The following is a 19045-nucleotide window of genomic DNA, read 5'->3' as shown; positions in this document are numbered from 1 at the left end:
CACGTGACGGGCAGTGACACAGGTCCATGCATTGACAGTCCTTGCAACACGCTTGTAACCTTTCGGCAAATTTTCAGCACGGATTGCAAGATCCGAGCAGTCCTGCGCTCCCCCGGCACCACCACCCCCACCCCCGCTCCCGTCAGGAGTCCCGATGCGCCAACGTCGACGCGGCTCGGCGATCCTCGCCCTCGGCCTGGTCGCCAGCCTGTTGGTTCCCCTCACCGCGACAGCGTCCCCGGCCGCCGCCAGCCCGTCCGGCGCGAAGAAGGTCATCGTCCAGCTCTTCGAGTGGAACTGGCCGTCGGTCGCCAGCGAGTGCCAGAGCACCCTCGGCCCCAGGGGCTACGGCTACGTGCAGGTCTCGCCCCCGCAGGAGCACGTGCGCGGCAACCAGTGGTACATGGCGTACCAGCCGGTCAGCTACCGGATCGAATCCCGCAAGGGCACCCGGGCCCAGTTCCAGTCGATGGTGAACACCTGCCACGCGGCCGGCGTCAAGGTGATCGTCGACGCCGTCATCAACCACATGTCCGGCCAGGACAACGGCGGCACCGGTTGGGCCGGCTCGTCGTACGCCCACTACGACTACCCGGGCATCTACCAGACCCAGGACTTCCACCACTGCGGACGCAACGGCGGCGACGACATCGCCAACTACAACGACCGGTACGAGGTGCAGAACTGCGAGCTGGTCAACCTGTCCGACCTGAAGACCGAGTCGGACTACGTCCGTACGAAGATCGCGTCGTACCTCAACGACCTGCTGTCCCTCGGTGTGGACGGCTTCCGGATGGACGCCAGCAAGCACATGCCGGCCGCCGACATCGCCGCCATCAGGAGCAAGCTGTCCCGCTCGGCGTACATCGTGCAGGAGGTCATCTACGGCGCCGGCGAGCCGGTCCAGCCGACCGAGTACACCGGCAACGGCGACGTGCACGAGTTCCGCTACGGCAAGGACCTGGCCCGGGTGTTCCGCTCCGAGCGGCTCGCCTACCTGAAGAACTTCGGCGAGGGCTGGGGCCACCTGCCCTCCGGATCGGCCTCGGTGTTCGTGGACAACCACGACACCCAGCGCGACTCCAGCGGCGTGCTGACCTACCGCGACCGGGGGATCTACGCCCTCGCGAACACCTTCATGCTGGCCTGGCCGTACGGGTCGCCGACCGTCATGTCCAGCTACACCTTCAGCGACCGGGACGCCGGCCCGCCCTCGGACGGCAGCGACAAGACCCTCAACACCACCTGCTACTCGGGCTGGGAGTGCGAGCACCGTTGGCCGGTGATCGCCAACATGGTCGGCTTCCGCAACGCCACCGAGGGCGCCGGCGTGGCCAACTGGTACGACAACGGCAACAACCACATCGCGTTCAGCCGCAGCGGCAAGGGCTACGTCACCGTCAACGACGAGGACGGCGCGGTGAACGGCCGCTCGTACTTCACCGGACTACCCGCCGGCCGGTACTGCGACGTCATCCACGGCACGTACACGAACGGATCGTGCAGCGGCCCGGTGATCACCGTGGACGGTAACGGCTGGTTCGCCGCGAACGTGCCCGCGCACGACGCGGTGGCCATCCACATCGGCGCGCGGCTCTGACCGACTCCCGGGGCCTCCGGTTGGCGGGTATCGCCGAACCGGGGGCCCTGGACCGTTCACCGCCCTAGAGTGGTTTAGTGCCGTTTGACCGAATGTCCCCGTCCCGTCGTCGCGCCGGCTGGATCGCCGGCGCGGTCGCCGTACCCGTGCTGCTGGTCGCCGCGCTGCTGATCGGCCAGGCTCTCACCCCACGCTCGACGACCCCCGACGACCAGAACGTGGCGGTCGCCGACCCGACGCCGAACAGCGTCGAGCAGAGCCCGGAGGAGTCGGTCCCGCCGGCCGCGCCCGCTCCGGACGGGCTGCCGGTGCTCGACTACGACCCCGCGCCCAAGGGCTTCCCCGCCGACCCGGCCACGATGGACACCACGCCGCTGACCGAGGGCGTGCACCCGACCCGGCGGATCGCCGCGTACGACGCTCCCGGTGGCCGGCCGCTGGCCTTCGTCGAGCCGACGCTCGCGGGGGTCGAGCTGACCGTGCCGATCGCCCAGCGGCGGGCCGGCTGGACGGCCGTCCTGCTGCCGTCGGCGAACCGGCAGCTCGCCTGGCTGCCGCCGGGCGGGTTCGACACCGTGGCGCTGCGCGACCAGATCGTGGTGGAGCGCACGGCGCACCGGCTGACCTGGTACCGGGCCGGCAAGGCGGTGCGCTCCTGGAAGACGAGCCTCGGCCAGTCGGGGCAGGAGACGCCGCTCGGACGCACCTTCATCCTGGGCCGCACCCCGCCGCCCGAGGAGGTCTACGGCGGCGTGGACATCTACGCCCTCGGCTCGGTGCCGGACGACCCGGAGGCGGTGCCGACCGGGCTCAAGGGCGCGCACATCGGCCTGCACACCTGGCAGAACGACGACGAACTGGGCGAGAACACGACCAACGGCTGCATCCGGGTGACCCGCAGCGGGCAGCGGGAACTGCTCGCCGAGGTCCGGACCGGCAGCAGCCTGGTGGTCGTCGACCAGCTCCCCACCCCGCCGTCGACCGCCTGAGCGGGACACTCAGTCGCCGAGCAGCCAACCGTTCTGCTCGGCGATGCGGACGGCCGCGGCCCGGTTCCGCGCGCCGGTCTTGCCGATCGCCGCGGACAGATGGTTACGTACCGTCCCCTCGGACAGGTGCAGCGCCCTCGCCAGCTCAGCGACCGCGCCGCCGCCCCGCGCCGCCCGCAGCACCTCGGTCTCCCGCTCGGTCAACGGGCTCGCCCCGGTCGCCAGCGTCTCCGCGGCCAGGGTCGGGTCCACCACCCGCAGCCCGGCGTGCACCCGGCGGACGGCGTCGGCGAGCTGCCGGGCCGGCGTGTCCTTGACGACGAACCCGTTCGCGCCGGCCTCCATGGCGCGACGCAGGTAACCGGGCCTTCCGAACGTGGTCACCACGAGCACCCGGCAGGACGGCAGCGCGGCCCGCACCGCGGCGGTGGCGGCGATGCCGTCCAGGCCGGGCATCTCGACGTCCAGCAGGGCCACGTCGGGCGTGTGCCGGAGCGCCTCGGGCACCACCTCGTCGCCCCGACCGACCTCGGCCACCACGGTCAGGTCCGGCTCCAGCGACAGCAGCGCGGCCAGCGCGCCACGCACGAGGGCCTGGTCGTCGGCGAGCAACAGCCGGATCGGCGTCGACGAGCCGCTCACCGGGCCTCCCCCGGCGCGTGCACCCGTAGCACGAAACCGGTGCCGTCGCTACGCCGACCCAGGGTGACCACGGCATCCAGCCGGCGGGCGCGCTCCCGTAGGCCGACCAGACCATACCCGGCGGCGTCGGGTGTGGACGGGCCCCGCCCGTCGTCACCGATCTCGACCCCGTCCGGGCGTACCCGGATCGTGCAGCACCGCGCTCCGCTGTGCCGGACCACGTTGGTCACCCCTTCGCGCACCGTCCATCCGAACAACCGGTCCCACTCGCGCGGCAGTTCCGGCACCTCGACCGGCACCTCGGCCGCGATGCCCGCCGCGGCGAGCGCGGACCGCGCGCCAGCCAGCTCACCGGCGAGGGTGACCTCCCGGTACGCCCCGACGGTCTGCCGCACGTCCGCCAGTGCCTCCCGCGCCAGCCTCTCCACCTCGGCGATCTCGGCGGCGGCCCGGGGCGGGTCGACCTCGACGAGCCGCCCGGCCAGCTCGGCCTTGATCGCCACCACGGTCAGCGAGTGTCCGAGGATGTCGTGCAGGTCGCGGGCGGCGCGGGCCCGCTCCTCGGCGACCGCGAGCCGGCCGATCTCCTGCTGGGCCGCCTGTAGTTCGCTGTTTCGCTGGGCCAGCCGCGACACGCCGAACATGGCGAACGAGGCGAGCAGCACCGCGAAGACGATGCCGTTCTCCGCCTCCCATCCGCTCACCAGCCAGGACGTCAGCGCCGGGGTCACGGCGCAGAGCGCCACGGTGGCCGCCGCCTCCCACGCCGGCAGCAGGAACACCCCGGCCGCGGCCACGTAGACAAGCGTCGCCAGCCAGTCTCCGCCGGTGCCCGGGATGCTGACCAGGCCCACCGCGAGCAGCAACAGCAGGCCCGCCCGCGCCCGCCCGGCCGGGATCGGCAGCAGCAGCTGGCGCAGCCGGCGGGCCCACTGGAACAGCAGCACGTAGCCCAGGCCGAAGCCGACCAGAGCGGTCACACCGACGACCCGCCGCCACGGCTCCGGCTGGTGCAGCGCGGTGGAGAGCGGCACGTTGAGGAAGAACAGCCACACGGCGGCCAACAGCCAGCCGATGACCCGCCAGTGGCGGGTCATCGGTCGGGGCTGCCCCGTCGGGAGATCCATCGAGTCCACGCTAGCGGTCGCGGCCGTCAGACCCGAGCGGTGTCCCGGCGGAACAGCCGGGTCGCGCCGACACCGAAGGCCAGGGTCCAGATGACGATGTTGGCCACCGCCGCCATGCTCACGCCGTCGCCGGTCAGTGGCGAGCGGGCCAGCTCACCCATGCCGTACACCGGGGTGAACTTCGCGACCTGCTGGAGCACGTGCGGCAGCACGTCGACCGGCACGAACAGTCCGCCGAACATGGCCAGCACCGCCAGGATCGGCCCGATGAACTGCATGACGTTCTCGGCCGGCACCAGGTAGCCGATGAACAGGCCGAACGCGGCGAACACCAGCGAGCCGACCCAGGCGGCCAGCCCGGACAGCAGCCAGACGTCCAGCGGAAGGCGGACGCCGGCGGCGGCCCCCACCAGGAACTCCACGACCACCGCGAGCAGGCCGAGGGTCATCGCGGTGGCCAGCTTCGTCGCCACGTACGCGGTCGGCCGCAGCGGGGTGAGCCGTAGCTGCCGGCTCCACCCCAACGCCCGCTCGGTGGCGACCGCGCCACCCGCGCTGGTCGTCGCCACCATCGCCGCGTAGACGGCGAGGCTGATCATCACGTACGCCGTGACGGGCCGGCCGTTGTCGAGCGTCTGCCCCCGCTGCGGCAGACCGAAGATCAGGAAGAAGACGCCCGGCATGATCAGCGTGAAGGCGAGGGTGCGGCGGTTGCGCAGCACCCGGCGCAGCTCGATGCCGAGAACCGCCGGGGCGAAACCGCCCAGAGCGGACGGCCGGCGATCGGGCCGGGCAGGACGGTCGGTGCTGGTGGCCATGGGGGTGGACATCGTCAGGCTCCGATACGTTCGGTGGTCAGGGCGAGGAAGGCGTCCTCGAGGTTGCGGGAGGTGATCTCCACGTCCCGGGCGTCGGTCCGGGTGAGCAGGTGCCGGGCGATCGCGTCCGAGTCGCCGGTACGCACCAGCACGCTGTCGCCGCGTACCTCCACGGCGTCGACGCCGGGCAGCGCGGCGAGCGCGGCCTGGTCCGCGCCGGGCAGGGTGGCCCGCACCGTACGGCCGGCGGCCAGGTTCTTGATCTCGGCGGTGGTGCCGTCGGCGACGACGCGGCCCTGGCGGACCAGCACGATCCGGTCGGCGTACGCGTCCGCCTCGTCCAGGTAGTGGGTGGCGAAGATGACGGTCCTGCCGTCGCGGGCGTCGCGGCGCAGGGCCTGCCAGAAGTTCCGCCGACCCTCGACGTCCATGCCGGTGGTCGGCTCGTCGAGGACCATCAGGTCCGGGTCCGGCAGCAGCGCCAACGCGAAGCGCAGCCGCTGCTGCTGGCCGCCCGAGCACCGCCCGACGATCCGGTCGGCGATGTCGGCGATACCGGCGCGCGCCAGCACCTCGGCCGCCGGTCGGGTGTGCCGGTAGAAGTGCGCGGTCATCCGTACCGTCTCGCCCACGGTGAGGTCCTTGAGCAGGCCGCCGGTCTGGAGCACGGCGGCGATCCGCCCCTGGGCCACCGCCTCGTCGGCGGTGCCACCGAGAACGCGCACGGTGCCCGCGTCCGGGCGGGCCAGGCCGAGCAGCATGTCGATCGTGGTGGTCTTACCCGCCCCGTTGGGGCCGAGGAACGCCACCACCTCGCCGGGCTGCACCCGCAGGCTCAGTCCGTCGACCGCGGTGACCGTACCGAAGGTCTTGGTGAGGCCGTTCAGCTCGACGGCCGGATGCGTACTCGTCATGGCATTGATCCTGGGGTGTCACGGACCTCGACTACTGAAGCGGCCGTCACGTTCCGACCGTGACATTTGTCAGGGCCCGGAGCGCACGGCTCCGAGCCCGGCGGGCACGCAGCGTGACCGGCCGGCGGGCGAGGACCGCGACGAGCGTGATGCCACGCAGTCATCAAGATGCCGCTGAGTCATCACGCCCACCGACACATCCGCCCCCGCCACAGGCATTGCGGGGACGGCAGCGGGTAAGCGCGCCGCCGGACGCCGCGACACCGGGAGGACGCGATGGGTGCCACACCGCAGGGCCAGGTCGACACGATCGTGCTGATCCACGGGCTCTGGATGACCCCACGGAGCTGGGAAGGGTGGGCCCAGCGATTCACCGAGCGCGGCATGCACGTCATCGCCCCCGCGTGGCCCGGGATGGACCGGTCCGTGGAGCAGTTGCGTGACGACCCGAGCCCGATCGCCGAGCAGAGCATGGCCACGATCGTCGCCCACTACGACCGGATCATCCGGGCGCTCCCGCGTCCGCCGATCATCATGGGCCACTCGTTCGGCGGGCTGTTCGCCCAGGTCCTCGCCGACCGGGGCCTCGGCGCGGCGGTGGTGGGGGTGCATCCGGCGGCGATCAAGGGGGTGCTCAAGGTGCCGTTGAGCCAGTTGCGCTCCGGCTTCCCGATCCTGCGCAGCCCCGCCAACCGTGGCAAGGCCGTCGCGTTCACCCCGGACGACTTCGCCTACACCTTCGGCAACACGTTGAGCCGGGAGGAGTCCGACCGGGCCTGGCAGCGGTACGCCGTACCCGGAGCGGGCCGGGTGTTCTTCGAGGGCGCGTTCGCCAACGTCGACCCCCGCTCGCCCGCCCGCGTCGACACCGGACGCGTCGACCGGGCGCCGCTGCTGCTGATGGCCGGCGGGCAGGATCACGTGGTGCCGGCGTCGGTGGTCCGCGCCAACGCGGGGCTCTACCAGAAGTCCCGCGCGCTCACCGCGTACGAGGAGTTTCCCGACCGGTCGCACTTCACCGTCGGAGCGCCCGGCTGGGAGGCGATCGCCGACTACGCGCTGGACTGGGCGATGCGGGCGGCGGCGCTGCCCCGCGAGGCGACCATCGCCAGCGAGACCCCCCGCCGCTGACACCTGGCCAGAAGTAATCCCGGCCGGCTCGGCACCTCGGCCCGCAGGTCATCTCGATGTAGAGCGGTATGACGTACAGGAATAAATATTCCTGTACGTCATACCGCTCACCGGCATCTAAGTCCGGGGGCTGCGAACGGCGCTTGATGTCGGTTAGTGTTCGTCCCTCCACGGAACGTACGAAGATGGTTCGCGTCGCGCGTGGTCGAGCGGGAGGACAGCATGGCCAGCATCGAACAAGTGAAGGCCGCGCTCGCTCAGGCAGCCGAACAAAGCAACACCACGACAAGTCAGATCCGGGCTGCCATCGAGAGCACCGAACAGGTGTTGGTCCGGCTGCGAGCCGTCGCTGCCGGCACCGGCCACCCGACGCTCGCCGAAGCCATAGCTCGCGCCGAGCAGAGCAAACAGCGGCTGGTCGAAGCGGCAACCACCCTGCAGGGCAGCAGCCAAGCAGCACGGCAGTACATGAGCGTGTTGGGCTGACCGTGAGCATCGGCGAGATCAAAGCGATCCTCTACGAAGCCGACCGCTCGCTCAGCGAGGCCGCCGCCACGGTCAAGGAGATCGGCACTCAGCTCGACGAGGCGACCGGCCTCGCCCTCGCCACCCTGCATGACAGCCAGCACGCCGAGGCGAACAAGGTCCGTGCTGACCTCATTTCGGCCCAACGCGAGGTGGAACTGACCCTCCGGGTGATCACGGCGGTCAAAGACAACGCCGGCAGCTATCGGGAGTCACTCGGATGACTGGGCTTCTGGCCCAGGTCGTGGCGCAGCTCAACTCCGCCATCGACAAGTTGGACGCCCTCGCCGTGAGAGCGGGCCACGCCCAGCAGGACGTCGCCGAGGCTCAGGGAAATCTCCACCAACTCGATAGCGGAAGCGAGAACCCGAAGCTCGGCCTAGCGATCAGCAAGAGCGGCACCGCTGTCGACAAGGCCGGCCGGCTCGGCCGACTAAGTAGCAACGCCGCACAACATCTCGCCGACTACGTCAACGTGATCGCCCCCGGTTCCGCCCCCGCCCGCGTCAACCGAGACCGCGGATCACCGACGGGTGAACGAGTGGTCGCAGAGGCAGAAGCCAGGGGCAACCGAGCCGAAGCCTTCCTCCGGCGTCATGTGAAGAAGGCGGACGAGACCGAGGGCAATCTTCAGGGCGCCGAGCAGGCCACCACGGCCGGGCTTCGTGAGTTGATGCATCAGATTAAGAGCGGCCCCGGCGGCACCGCGACCTCCACCACCGCTCCCAGGCCCGCCCCGCCGTCAGATCGACCACAGTTGGAACACCCAGTCAGCTCCGTCATCATGGCAGCCGGAGCCGTAGTCGTCGGCCTGAAGGGCCTGTGGAACGTGACCAAGAAGCATCGTGAAAGGAAGCACCTTGACGATCAGTCCTGACATGGTCGCCTACATCCGCACCATGGTGACGGGCGACCACGCCGAGAACGACCGCATTGAGGCTCGCCTCGACAGTCAGGGCTGGGAAGGTTTCGCCACGCTGCTCGGTGCGGTCTTCTATCTCGCGGTCGACCGTCGCTTCCCCGACGGCGCCAGTCCGGAAGAGGTGATCCGATTCGTCAGCCACATGCGAAGCACGACGAACGGGGGTGCCGAAACCGACGCCACCAGCGCGGAGAGGCTGATCAGCGCCGCCCTTGATCCGAGCATCGACACTGACGTTGATCCGAAGGTTGCGGGTCGTATCCAGGGCTTGACCATTCTCCACACGCTCGGCGGTGGGGCGATCTCCGGCAACGATCTGGATGCGCTCCTGCGCGAGGCAACGACGCTCGCTCGGCAGGTGTAGCTGATCTACAGCGCCATAGGCTTGTTGCCGACGCCGACAACCTGATCAACCTCCGTCACCAAGGCGCATCCGCGCAGCGCTTATGCCGGGTGGGCCCGAGCTCAGCTGCTGCACCTTCCGCAGCCGCGGCCTGAGCGCCGCATGGCTCGGCTGACCGTGGGTATGAGCCCGGGATGAGGGCGAGTTTCCGGATCGGTCGGATCGCGGGGGTACCGGTCGGCGTCAACTGGAGCGTGCTGGTCATCTTCGCGCTGATCGCGTGGGGCTTGGCCGCCAACCAGTTTCCCCGCTCGTACCCGGACCGCTCGCCCGTGGCGTACACCCTCGCCGGCCTGGCCGCGGCGGTGGTCTTCTTCGTCGGCCTGCTCGCCCACGAGGTGTCGCACGCGGTGGTGGCCAAACGCAACGGGCTTGAGGTCGACGGCATCACGCTGTGGCTGTTCGGTGGCGTGGCCGAGCTGAAGGGCGAGCCGCGTGACCCGGGCGCGGAGTTGCGCATCGCGGGCGTCGGTCCGCTGGTCAGTCTGCTGCTCGGGGCGTTCTTCGGCGTCATCGCGCTGCTGTTCGCGCTGGCCGGGCAGGGCGGGCTGCTCTTCGGGGCGATCGCGTGGCTGGCCGGCATCAACGTGCTGCTGGCGATCTTCAACGTGCTGCCGGCCGCGCCGCTGGACGGCGGTCGGCTGCTGCGTGCGGCGGTGTGGAAGGCCACCGGCGACCGGACCCGGGCGTCAGTGGTCGCCGCGCGGGCCGGCTGGGTGCTCGGCGCGCTGCTCATCGGCCTCGGGCTGTGGCAGTTCCTGTCCGGCGTCGGCTTCGGCGGGCTGTGGCTGGCGCTGATCGGCTGGTTCCTGATCGGGGCCGCCGGGGTCGAGGAGCGGCAGGCCCGCACCGGAACCGCGCTGCGCGGGATCCGCGTCGGCGACGTGATGACACCTCAGCCGCAGACCGCGTCGGCGGACATGACGGTCGCCGACTTCGTCGACCACTACCTCTTCGCGTACCGGCACTCGGCGCTGCCGCTGACCGACCAGGGGCGGCCGACCGGCCTGGTCACCGTGGACCGGGTGCGGGGCGTACCGGCCGAGCGGCGCGCGTCGACCACCCTCGCGGAGGTGGCCTGCCGGGCCGACGAGCTGGTGCTCGCCCAGCCGGGTGAACAGCTCAACGACCTGCTCCCCCGGCTCAGCGAGTGCGCCGACGGCCGAGCCCTGGTGGTAGGCGACGACGGCCGCCTGACGGGAATCGTCTCCCCCAGCGACATCAGCCGCGCAGTCCAACGCGCCACCCTGCGCACCCCCACCCCTTCCCGCTGATCATGAAGTTGTTGCGCGGACACGCCGCGCCGAAGGGCAATAACTTCATGATCACCGGGGGTCAGCGAGGGTCAGCGGGGGTCAGCGGGGGAAGTAGTGGGTCAGCTGGTTGGTGTGGAACTTGGCCTTGGGGTCCAGCTTCGTCAGCAGGGCCGTGAAGTCGGCGTACCTCGGGTAGCGGCCCGACAGGTCTTCTGGGGCGGTGACGAAGACCTTGCCCCAGTGCGGGCGCGGAGCGAACGGGGCCAGTCGCGTCTCCACCTCGGCCAGCACGGGTAGCACCGCGTCGGTGTCGGAGACCCAGGTGAAGTGGACGACGAAGCTGTCCCGCCGGTGGTTGGGGCTCAGCCACAGCTCGTCGGCGGCCACCGTCCGCAGCTCGCACACGTGCAGGACCGGGGCGATCAGGTGCGCCACGTCGGCCAGGGCGGCGAGCACGTCGGCGACGGCGGTACGCGGCAGGTGGTACTCGGACTGCAACTCGTCACCGCTGCTCGGGGTGAAGCCGAGCTTGAAGTGCGGCAGGCGCTCGTGCCACGGGCCCGGCTCGCCGAGTTGCGGGGTGCAGTTCTCCGGCGGCATGCCGAGCACCGGGTGCCGTGGCTGGTCGGCCGGTGTGGTGCCGAGCCAGTCCGCCTCCGGCGGCGGCAGATCCGCGAGCTGCTTGCGCCACACCTCCCGCAGGCGCGGCGTACGCCAGTCGGTGAAGACACTCACGCTGTACGCCGAGTCGAGCGCCTCGTCCAGCGCGGCCGGGTCGAGGTCGAGCCGTACGTACTGGCGCAGCTCGAAGGCCGGCACCAGGTCCAGGGTGACCCGGGTCACCAGGCCGAGCGCGCCGAGCCCCACCACCATGCCGGCGAACGTGTCGTCGTCGCGGTCGACCCGCAGCAGGTCGCCGTCGGCGGTGACCAGCTCCAGGCCGGCGACGGCGCTGGCCAGGTTGCCGTGGGTGGGGCCGGAGCCGTGGGTGGCGGTGGCCACCGCGCCGGCGACCGAGATGTGCGGCAGAGAGGCCATGTTGGCCAGCGCGTACCCCTGGGTGTGCAGGTGTCCGGCGAGGTCGCCGTAGCGCATCGCGGCGCTCACGGTGACCTGGCCGCGTTCGCGGTCCACCTCGACGGTCGCCGGCAGGCCGGCCAGGCTCACCAGGTCGCCGTCGGTGTCGCCGAAGCGGTTGAAGGAGTGCCCCGTGCCGAGGGCGCGGACGCGCCGACTGCCGGCGACGAGGCGACGCACCTCGTCGAGGGAGGTCGGTCGGTGGAACGCCCGGGCCGCGTACCGGACGTTGCCGGCCCAGTTGCGGCGTGGCACCTCGGAAGCTGCGGTCGACGTGGCGTTCGGTCCCGGGGTGGTCACGTGGCGGTCTCCCGATCGGTGGACTGCTGGTCGCTCAGAGCGGCGAGGAGGGCGTCTAGAACCGTATCCACCTGGAACGAGTTGTAACCACGTTGGGCGCGCGGCAGACCGGCCGCGGTCGCGCGTTCGATCTCACCGCGGGCCGCCTGCCGGGCCACCTCGTCGCCGGACAGCAGGGCGTCCTGGCCGCGCCGGATCAACCGATCGACCCGGTCCATGGCGTAGCCGCGCAGGCCCACCGTGATGTCCGGGACGGCGAACGCGGCGCGCCGCAGAGCGAGCAGGTCGACGAAGCGGTCTCCGGCATGCCGGGTGAGCGCTTCGGACACCTGCTCTGGTTGCTCGCGGACCTGGTCGAGGACGAGCAGCTCGATGGCCGGCCGGCCGTCGAGCGGGTGGCGGGCGGTCACCAGCTCACTCGGCACACCCTGCGCAGGCACCAGCAGCAACCTCGGCGGGGTCGGGTAGCCGTCCCGTCGCGGCGGCTCGTCGAGGACCACCGCGTCGACCTCGGCCCACTGGAACTCCCGGCGCAGGCCCGGCCGCCGGATGCTCAGCCCGTCCGCGTGGATCCCGAACCGGAACGGGCGCAACGCGCTGACCAGCGCCACCGCGCCGAGCGCGATGGCACCCACCGCGATGATCGTCCGTAGCAGGGCGCGGTCGCTGGGATAGGCCAGCAGGATCACCCCACCGAGTACGCAGGCCAGGGCGAGCGCACGGGCCCCCCGATTCCGGCGCAATTCCACCCGCGGACCCCCGTTTCATGACCGTGGCGTCGGTCCCGACATCTTCCGCCAGACCGGGCACCGAGGACACCGGACGATCGGGCACGGTTGTTCTCGCCGTCGGCGGGGAACCCTACGCCCATGAGCAGCTACCGTGATCCGGCCGCGCGAGGCGACGTCTTCCCGTCGGAGGAGGAGCTGGACCCGACCGGCAGCGCGGTCGAGCCGGCCAGTGCGCCGCCAGACGTCCGGTTGCCGAACCAGCCGGCGCCCACACCCGGTCCCCGGCCGACGCCCGCTCCCGCTCCCGCTCCCACGCCCGTACCGTCGCCGGGGCCACCGCCCCGCGAGCCCGCCGGCGAGTCGCGGTCGATCGTGACGCGCCACCTGGACGGGTCGGTCGAGATCGTCACCGACCTCGACGGTGACGGCGTGGCCGACGTCGTCCAGATCGACGTGGACGGTGACGGCGTACCGGACATCACCTATGTGGACAGCGACCGTGACGGCCGGCTGGACACGGTGCTGCGCGAGCCGGGCCGGCACGCGCAGCACCGCGCCTGACGGGTCACAGGTTCGCCAGCACCTCGCTCGCGACCAGGTCGAGGTGGTCGAGGTCGGCCAGGTCCAGCACCTGGAGGTAGATCCGCTGGCTGCCGATCTTGGCGTACCGGTCGATGGTGTTCAGGACCTCGTCGGGCGTGCCGGCGACGCCGTTGGCCCGCAGCTCGTCCGGGTCACGGCCGATGGCGGCGGCCCGGCGGGCCACCTCGGCGTCGTCGCGTCCGCAGCACAGCACCAGGGCGTTGGACCAGACCAGCTCCGCCGGGTCGCGGCCGATCTCGGCGCACGCCGCGCGGACGCGCTCGAACTGCGCCGCCGAGTCCGCCGGCGAGGCGAACGGCAGGTTGAACTCGTCGGCGTAGCGGGCGGCCAGCCGGGGCGTCCGCTTCGGCCCCATCCCGCCGAGCAGGATCGGCGGGCGGGGCTGCTGCACCGGCTTGGGCAGGGCGGGCGAGTCGGTGACCGGGTAGTACCGGCCCGGGTGGTTGAACAGCTCCCCCGACGGGGTGGACCAGAGGCCGGTGATGACCGCGAGCTGCTCCTCCAGCCGGTCGAACCGCTCGCCCAGGGCCGGGAACGGGATGCCGTACGCGGTGTGCTCGTCGCCGTACCAGCCGGTGCCGATGCCCAGCTCCACCCGACCGCCGCTCATCTGGTCGACCTGCGCCACCGTGATCGCCAGCGGGCCGGGCAGCCGGAACGTGGCGGCGGTCATCAGCGTCCCCAGCCGGATGCGGCTGGTGTCGCGGGCCAGACCGGCCAGCGTCGTCCACGCGTCGGTGGGGCCCGGGTCGCCGCTCACCGAGCCCATCTTCAGGTAGTGGTCGGAGCGGAAGAACGCGCCGAAGCCGGCGTCCTCGGCGCGGCGGGCGACCGCGAGCAACTGGTCGTAGGTGGCACCCTGCTGGGGTTCGGTGAAGATCCGCAGTTCCATGCTCCGAGCATAGGTAGCCGTCCCCGATGCCGCGCCGGGACGGCCGCCACCGTCATATACCTTGACAGTCATATGAAGGCAGAGGCATATTGACTGGGTGTCCACCGACGCCTTCACCGTCCTCGCCGAGCCCACCCGACGCCGGATCCTCGACGCGCTCCGCGACGCCGACCGCAGCGTCAACGAGCTGGTCGACGGGCTCGGCGTCAGCCAGCCGGCCGTCTCCAAACACCTGCGGGTGTTGCGCGAGGCCGGCTTCGTCTCCTGCCGGGTCGCCGCCCGGCAGCGGATCTACCGTCTCGACCCGGGTCCGTTGCGAGCGGTCGACGGCTGGCTCGACCCGTACCGCCAACTGTGGAGTCGGCACCTGGACGCCCTGCAACGGCACCTCGACAGTCAGGAGCAGTGACATGGACCGCGACGCGTTCCGCCCGACCCCACCCGCTGAGGCGCGCGCCGAACACGCCGACCGCGGTACGACCCTGGTGTTCGTCCGCGACCTGCGGCACCCACCCGGCGCGGTCTGGGCGGCGCTGACCGATCCGGCACAGCTCGCGCAGTGGGCGCCGTTCCTCGCCGACCGCGACCTCGGCAGCCCCGGCGCCGCCGTGCTCACCCTCGTCGACGGCGAGACGTCCGTGCAGCAGACCGCGGCCGTACGCCGAGCCGAGCCGCCTCACCTGCTCGAATACACCTGGGGCGACGACCTGCTGCGGTGGGAGCTGACGGCCTCGGGCAGCGGCACCCGGCTCACCCTGCGACACACGGTCGCCGAGCCGGGCGCGCTGCCGATGGTCGCCGCGGGCTGGCACCTCTGCCTCGACGTGGCCGACCGGCTGCTCGACGGAGACCCGGTCGGCCCGATCCGCGGCGCCGAGGCCAAGGACTTCGGCTGGCCCGCACTGCGCGACGCGTACGCCGAGCGGCTCGAAGCGGAGTGACCGCGTCGATCAGACGTACGGCCGGGTGGCGTACGCGGTCCGCAGCGCGGCCAACCCGGCCGCCTTCGGCGACAGGGTGCCCCACCCGGAGTTGAAGTAGTTGGTCCGCGCGATGAGGGGACCCCGCTCGGCGTTGAGCTGCGCGATCGCCGCCGGAACGGTGGCGATCCAGGCCGCCTGGTCGGGGATCTCGGCCGAGCGCACCCCGTACTCGGCGATGATCACCGGCCGGGACAGCGCCACCGGGCCGAGGTCCGCCACCGCCCAGTCCTTGGTGCGGCGGAAGCGGGCCAGCGCGGTCTGCCCGACGGCCGTCGCGTAGGCGTTCCACTGGAGGTAGTCCAGCCGCGACATCAACGACTCGGGGTGGGTGCGCTGGAAGCACGCCCGGTCGAAGCCGCCCAGACCGACCGAGAAGGTCGTGCCGGTGGGCAAGGTCCGGGCCTTGAACCAGGTGACGATGTAGTTCACCGCCTGCACCGCCCGCGCGTCGGATTCGGCCCAGGTGTACGCCTTGCCGGCCTCGGTCGTACCGAACTCGTGGTCGGTGTCCAACTCGGACGCGAGTTGGATGTTCACCCCGAAGCCGAGCGACCGGTACTGCGACAGGGCCCGCGCGAACAACCCGTCACACTGGCCGTTGAGCACCTGGGTGTAGCCGTACGCCTTCGGCCAGCTGGTGCCGGGGCGCTGCTGGATCGTCATCGACGGCGCGGGCACGGTGTAGGTGACGCCGTCCACGGTGAAGGTCTGCGGCCCGGCGTTGCCGGCGCCGTAGTGCTTCAGCTCCAGGACCATGTTCATCTGGACGCCGGCCTTGCCCAGGTCGACCAGCCACGGTCGGTTGTAGCCGGGGAAGATGTACCCGTCGGCGAAGCTGCGGTACTGGGTCAACGAGCGGAAGTTGCCGCCGGCCATGTCGGCGGTGGGGTCGGCTCCGCCGGACAGGTAGTAGCCGCCGAGCACCGGTTGGCGCACGGTGTAGTCGACCCCGGCCGTCGCCGTGTGTCCGGCGGCGTCGCGGACCTGGACGGTGACCCGGGGCATCACGCCACCGCCCGGTACACGGCAACCGAGCCGTTGTCGGAGACCCGGGTCCAGGTACGCCCGGAGTTGTCGGAGACGGTCACGGTGAGCGGGTCGATGACCGCGGTGACCTTGACCGGCGCGCTGCTGTTGCCCTGCGCGTCGGTGACCACGATGGTGACGGTCAGCGGTTTGGTGTCGGCGTCGGAGTACGTGACGGTCAGCAGCATCTGGTCACCCGGCGAGAAGACGGATGCGTTCAGGGCTGCGGTCGCGGTGGGAGCCGCCATGGCAGGGCCTCTCTGATTCGGTCGCCCGGTCGGGCGCGCGGGTGAGCGACGCCGAACAGGGCAGGATCCACGATGCGTGTGGTCGACAGGGCACGTAGGCGACGTGCCGGTGGGCGTCGTCGCCGGTGGTGGACGGTGACACCGCTGCGGGCGCCGCCAGCGGTGTGGGACGGCCGAGCCGTACGCGTCGTCGGGGCCGGCGGCTGTGCCGGGCCCGCACCGGCGGGGCCGGGCCGGCGAGGTTGGCTCCGGAGCGGACGATGCTGTCCGTACCGGGCGCGCGGGTGGGGATGTGGCCCGACATCCCTCGCCCTCTCACCTGGCTCAAGGGTCCTCTACCAGGGGCTTTACCGTCTTGTCCGGTTAGCGACATCTGTCCTCGACGGACGGATTGCTCACCTGCGCGGCCGCTGGCCACCGCGGCGCGGCGCACGGCGCGAGCGCTGACACATTCGTAAACTTGCACGGCAGCTCGGCGGAAATGTGGTGTTTTCTACTGCCGATACCATGCGGTCGTCTCCGTCAGGTGCGACCGAAAGGTGCCGAGTGCTCAGGACGGCGAGAAGAGTCAGCACGACGATGAGCATCTGGCGGCAGGGCCTGTGGCGGTATCGCCTGACCGCCGCCGGCGTCGGCCTGGCGATCCTGAGCGCGGCGACCGCCACGCAGAGCCCACCGCTGGCGCTCAGCGTCGCGGCGGCCACGGCGGGTCTCCTGGTCTCGACCCTGGAGATCCTCGCCAACCGTCGACGGACTCGGCAGTTCCGCTTCCATCCCCGCGACGGCGACGACTATCGGGACATCGTCGAACAGGTCCGGTACCCGAAGCGGGTCCTCACCAGTGCCCACAGCACCGGCATCATCCCCACCGACGAGAGTTCCCGGCTGCGGGGCCACGGCATCCGCTGCGTCGTCTCGCCGACGAGCTACGTCCTCGGCCGGGACCTGCGGCGCTGGTCGTTCGACTTCCTGGCCCGGCACGCCCGAACGGCCGCCATGTACAACGGAGCGGTGTTGGGCCTCGCCGACGACCTGCCGACCGGTGCCGACGACCCGGTCGTCACGCTGCGGCCGGCGCACTACTTCGACTTCTTCTGCAGCAACCTGCTCGCGCCGTACGACGTCTACGAGGCAGGTCGGGACACCCGACCGATGCGTGGCCGCGACCTGATCCTCGACCACCGGGACCGCCTGCGCCGGTTCGCCGACAGTCGGCTGGCCAACGTGGTGGGCATCTCCACCCTGGCGTTCACCCTCGACGGACGGCTGCTGCTCGTCGCCCAGACACGGGACAACGTGGGCAGCCCGGGGCTCATCGCACCCTCCGGATCCGGTTCGTTGGAGCCCGGGGACGCGGCGGCGACGGTTACCGCGCCCAGCCTTCAGGAGGTCATCGTCGTTGGCGCGCTACGTGAGCTGCGCGAGGAGTGCCACCTCGAACCACACGAGATAGCCGAGAGCGTGGTCCTCGGCTTCGGTCGGTGGATCAGTCGGGGCGGCGTGCCGGAGTTCTGCACGGTCACCCTGCTCAAGGTCACCGCCGAAGAGGTGCTGCGGCGGGCCGTCCTCCGGACGGAACGGCCGTATGTGGGTGAGGTGCTCTCCGTACCCGTCCCGACCACCACACAGTGGGATCCCGACGACCCTCTCGCGCTGCTGCCCGCGGAGAATCGACACAGCGTCTCGTGGCCGCTCGCCTTCGGTCTCTCCTGCCTCACGGACTGCATGACCGACGAGGCGTGGCCACAACGCGCGGCCCTGACGGCGCTCGTCGACCAGTAGGGACGTGTGTCAGAGGCTCCGGTCGAGGTGGTCGGCGGGGGCCTACGGCCCCGGCGCTCACGGCCCAGATCCTAACGGCCAGTAGTGGGATCTGCGGCCGCGCGACAGGCGCGGTTACTGTCGAGCCATGCCACTGCGTCCCGACGAGATCGAGGTGTTCGAGCGCTCCCGGCCCCGCCTGGAGGCGATCGCCTATCGACTGCTGGGCTCGGCCAGCGACGCCGAGGACGCGGTCCAGGACACGTTCCTGCGCTGGCAGGCCACCGACCGGGAGCGCGTCGAGACGCCCGAGGCCTGGCTGACGAGGGTGCTCACCAACCTGTGCCTGAACCAGCTCACCTCGGCGCGCGCCCGGCGCGAGACCTACGTGGGCACCTGGCTGCCCGAGCCCGTCCTCGCCGGGGATCGGATGCTCGGCCCGGTCGACACCGTCGAGCAGCGCGAATCGGTCTCGATGGCGGTGCTCACCCTCATGGAGCGGCTGTCGCCCAACGAGCGCGCGGTGTACGTGCTGCGCGAGGCGTTCGGCTACCCGCACAGTGAGATCGCCGAGATCCTCGACCTCACCGAGTCGAACTGCCAGCAGATCTACCGGCGTGCCAAGCAGCACGTCGCCGCCGGCCGGGCGCGCGGCGAGGTGGACGACGCCGCCGCCCGGAAGATCGTCACCGAGTTCCTCACGGCGGCCAACAGCGGCCAGATCCAGCGGCTGGTCGAGTTGTTGACCGGGGACGTGACGAGCATCGGTGACGGCGGCGGCAAGATCCCGGCCCGCACCACGCCGGTCGTCGGCGCGCTGGCGGTGGCGAAGTTCCTGCGCGGCCTCTTCCGGCCCAGCGACGTGAAACGGAACCTGGTGGGCGGCAGCAGCCCCGCCCTCTACGCCGAGGTCGTCAACGGCGGCCCCGCGGTCGTCGTCGTGACCGGCGAGCAGGTCGTCGGTGTCATGTCCCTGGAGATGACGCCCGAGGGAGTCGCGGCGATCCGCGTCCAGGTCAACCCCGACAAGCTCGAACGCGTCACCCGCCAGTGGTCCGTCACCGCACACTCGGAGCCGCTCCTGCACGTCTGGTGAC

The 19045-nt window shown here is 71.3% G+C and carries 22 protein-coding genes; 13 read left to right on the top strand and 9 right to left on the bottom strand.

Translation table 11 applies throughout. The features are described from left to right. The first annotated feature begins 154 nt into the window (after positions 1–154). Both ACIA3K_RS03200 and ACIA3K_RS03195 read left to right on the top strand, forming a co-directional pair. Positions 155–1600, top strand: coding sequence for an alpha-amylase family glycosyl hydrolase (locus ACIA3K_RS03200; protein WP_396798894.1), 1446 nt, complete (start codon positions 155–157; stop codon positions 1598–1600). Positions 1601–1677: 77 nt separating this feature from the next. Continuing rightward, on the top strand, positions 1678–2589 hold the full coding sequence (locus tag ACIA3K_RS03195; protein WP_396798893.1) for a L,D-transpeptidase: 912 nt from the start codon (positions 1678–1680) through the stop codon (positions 2587–2589). Between the two features lie 9 nt (positions 2590–2598). Here ACIA3K_RS03195 and ACIA3K_RS03190 read toward each other — a convergent pair whose 3' ends face one another. From ACIA3K_RS03190 to ACIA3K_RS03175, 4 genes are read right to left on the bottom strand one after another with little or no spacing between them, the layout of a single operon-like run. Further along, a complete protein-coding gene (locus ACIA3K_RS03190; protein WP_396798891.1) occupies positions 2599–3231 on the bottom strand; it encodes a response regulator in 633 nt (210 codons plus the stop codon). Further along, positions 3228–4358, bottom strand: coding sequence for a sensor histidine kinase (locus ACIA3K_RS03185; RefSeq protein WP_396798890.1), 1131 nt, complete (start codon positions 4356–4358; stop codon positions 3228–3230). The genes ACIA3K_RS03190 and ACIA3K_RS03185 overlap by 4 nt, the downstream gene beginning before the upstream one ends. A gap of 26 nt (positions 4359–4384) precedes the next feature. Continuing rightward, entirely contained in the window at positions 4385–5188 is an 804-nt protein-coding gene (locus ACIA3K_RS03180; protein WP_396798889.1) for an ABC transporter permease, read from the bottom strand. A 2-nt stretch (positions 5189–5190) separates the two neighbouring features. Beyond that, the gene (locus ACIA3K_RS03175) at positions 5191–6090 is read right to left on the bottom strand and encodes an ABC transporter ATP-binding protein (protein ID WP_396798887.1); all 900 of its coding nucleotides are present in this window, start codon (positions 6088–6090) and stop codon (positions 5191–5193) included. Positions 6091–6366: 276 nt separating this feature from the next. Between ACIA3K_RS03175 and ACIA3K_RS03170 the strand changes: the two genes are divergently transcribed. The 6 genes from ACIA3K_RS03170 to ACIA3K_RS03145 all read left to right on the top strand — a co-directional run bounded on the left by ACIA3K_RS03170 (position 6367) and on the right by ACIA3K_RS03145 (position 10345). Further along, on the top strand, positions 6367–7221 hold the full coding sequence (locus tag ACIA3K_RS03170; protein WP_396798885.1) for an alpha/beta hydrolase: 855 nt from the start codon (positions 6367–6369) through the stop codon (positions 7219–7221). A gap of 222 nt (positions 7222–7443) precedes the next feature. Further along, positions 7444–7707 (top strand): hypothetical protein, encoded by a 264-nt coding sequence (locus ACIA3K_RS03165; RefSeq protein WP_396798883.1) that lies wholly within the window; start codon positions 7444–7446, stop codon positions 7705–7707. 2 nt (positions 7708–7709) lie between these two features. After that, the gene (locus ACIA3K_RS03160) at positions 7710–7970 is read left to right on the top strand and encodes a hypothetical protein (protein WP_396798881.1); all 261 of its coding nucleotides are present in this window, start codon (positions 7710–7712) and stop codon (positions 7968–7970) included. Beyond that, complete coding sequence (locus tag ACIA3K_RS03155; protein ID WP_396798879.1) at positions 7967–8623, top strand: hypothetical protein; 657 nt, start codon at positions 7967–7969, stop codon at positions 8621–8623. The genes ACIA3K_RS03160 and ACIA3K_RS03155 overlap by 4 nt, the downstream gene beginning before the upstream one ends. 1 nt (position 8624) lies before the next feature. Next, positions 8625–9032, top strand: coding sequence for a hypothetical protein (locus ACIA3K_RS03150; protein ID WP_396799354.1), 408 nt, complete (start codon positions 8625–8627; stop codon positions 9030–9032). A gap of 173 nt (positions 9033–9205) precedes the next feature. Beyond that, entirely contained in the window at positions 9206–10345 is a 1140-nt protein-coding gene (locus ACIA3K_RS03145; RefSeq protein WP_396798877.1) for a site-2 protease family protein, read from the top strand. An 81-nt stretch (positions 10346–10426) separates the two neighbouring features. Here the strand turns inward: ACIA3K_RS03145 and ACIA3K_RS03140 are convergent, their stop codons facing one another. Both ACIA3K_RS03140 and ACIA3K_RS03135 read right to left on the bottom strand, forming a co-directional pair. Then, complete coding sequence (locus ACIA3K_RS03140) at positions 10427–11704, bottom strand: FAD-binding protein (protein ID WP_396798875.1); 1278 nt, start codon at positions 11702–11704, stop codon at positions 10427–10429. Next, the gene (locus ACIA3K_RS03135; RefSeq protein WP_396798873.1) at positions 11701–12453 is read right to left on the bottom strand and encodes a hypothetical protein; all 753 of its coding nucleotides are present in this window, start codon (positions 12451–12453) and stop codon (positions 11701–11703) included. The genes ACIA3K_RS03140 and ACIA3K_RS03135 overlap by 4 nt, the downstream gene beginning before the upstream one ends. 120 nt (positions 12454–12573) lie before the next feature. Here ACIA3K_RS03135 and ACIA3K_RS03130 point away from each other — a divergent pair, with 120 nt between their 5' ends. Next, positions 12574–12996, top strand: a complete 423-nt coding sequence (locus ACIA3K_RS03130) for a hypothetical protein (protein WP_396798872.1) — start codon at positions 12574–12576, stop codon at positions 12994–12996. 4 nt (positions 12997–13000) lie between these two features. Here ACIA3K_RS03130 and ACIA3K_RS03125 read toward each other — a convergent pair whose 3' ends face one another. Continuing rightward, entirely contained in the window at positions 13001–13930 is a 930-nt protein-coding gene (locus tag ACIA3K_RS03125) for an LLM class F420-dependent oxidoreductase (RefSeq protein WP_396798870.1), read from the bottom strand. Between the two features lie 97 nt (positions 13931–14027). On the opposite strand from ACIA3K_RS03125, the gene ACIA3K_RS03120 reads away from it, so the two are divergent. Together ACIA3K_RS03120 and ACIA3K_RS03115 are read left to right on the top strand one after the other, a co-directional pair. After that, entirely contained in the window at positions 14028–14339 is a 312-nt protein-coding gene (locus ACIA3K_RS03120) for an ArsR/SmtB family transcription factor (RefSeq protein WP_396798869.1), read from the top strand. Between the two features lies 1 nt (position 14340). Beyond that, entirely contained in the window at positions 14341–14871 is a 531-nt protein-coding gene (locus ACIA3K_RS03115; protein WP_396798867.1) for an SRPBCC family protein, read from the top strand. 9 nt (positions 14872–14880) lie between these two features. Here the strand turns inward: ACIA3K_RS03115 and ACIA3K_RS03110 are convergent, their stop codons facing one another. Together ACIA3K_RS03110 and ACIA3K_RS03105 are read right to left on the bottom strand one after the other, a co-directional pair. Further along, entirely contained in the window at positions 14881–15918 is a 1038-nt protein-coding gene (locus ACIA3K_RS03110) for a hypothetical protein (RefSeq protein WP_396798866.1), read from the bottom strand. Next, complete coding sequence (locus ACIA3K_RS03105) at positions 15918–16187, bottom strand: hypothetical protein (RefSeq protein ID WP_355051350.1); 270 nt, start codon at positions 16185–16187, stop codon at positions 15918–15920. Before ACIA3K_RS03105 ends, ACIA3K_RS03110 begins: the two co-directional genes overlap by 1 nt. Before the next feature lie 579 nt (positions 16188–16766). On the opposite strand from ACIA3K_RS03105, the gene ACIA3K_RS03100 reads away from it, so the two are divergent. Both ACIA3K_RS03100 and ACIA3K_RS03095 read left to right on the top strand, forming a co-directional pair. Next, complete coding sequence (locus ACIA3K_RS03100; protein WP_396798864.1) at positions 16767–17969, top strand: hypothetical protein; 1203 nt, start codon at positions 16767–16769, stop codon at positions 17967–17969. 127 nt (positions 17970–18096) lie between these two features. Continuing rightward, entirely contained in the window at positions 18097–19044 is a 948-nt protein-coding gene (locus ACIA3K_RS03095) for an RNA polymerase sigma-70 factor (protein ID WP_396798863.1), read from the top strand. The last annotated feature ends 1 nt before the right edge of the window (position 19045 follow it).

This window comes from Micromonospora sp. NPDC051543 (assembly GCF_044454415.1).
Classification (GTDB): Bacteria; Actinomycetota; Actinomycetes; order Mycobacteriales; family Micromonosporaceae; genus Micromonospora.
Note: the sequence above shows the minus strand (reverse complement) of the source record. Positions and strands in the feature narration are given on the sequence as shown.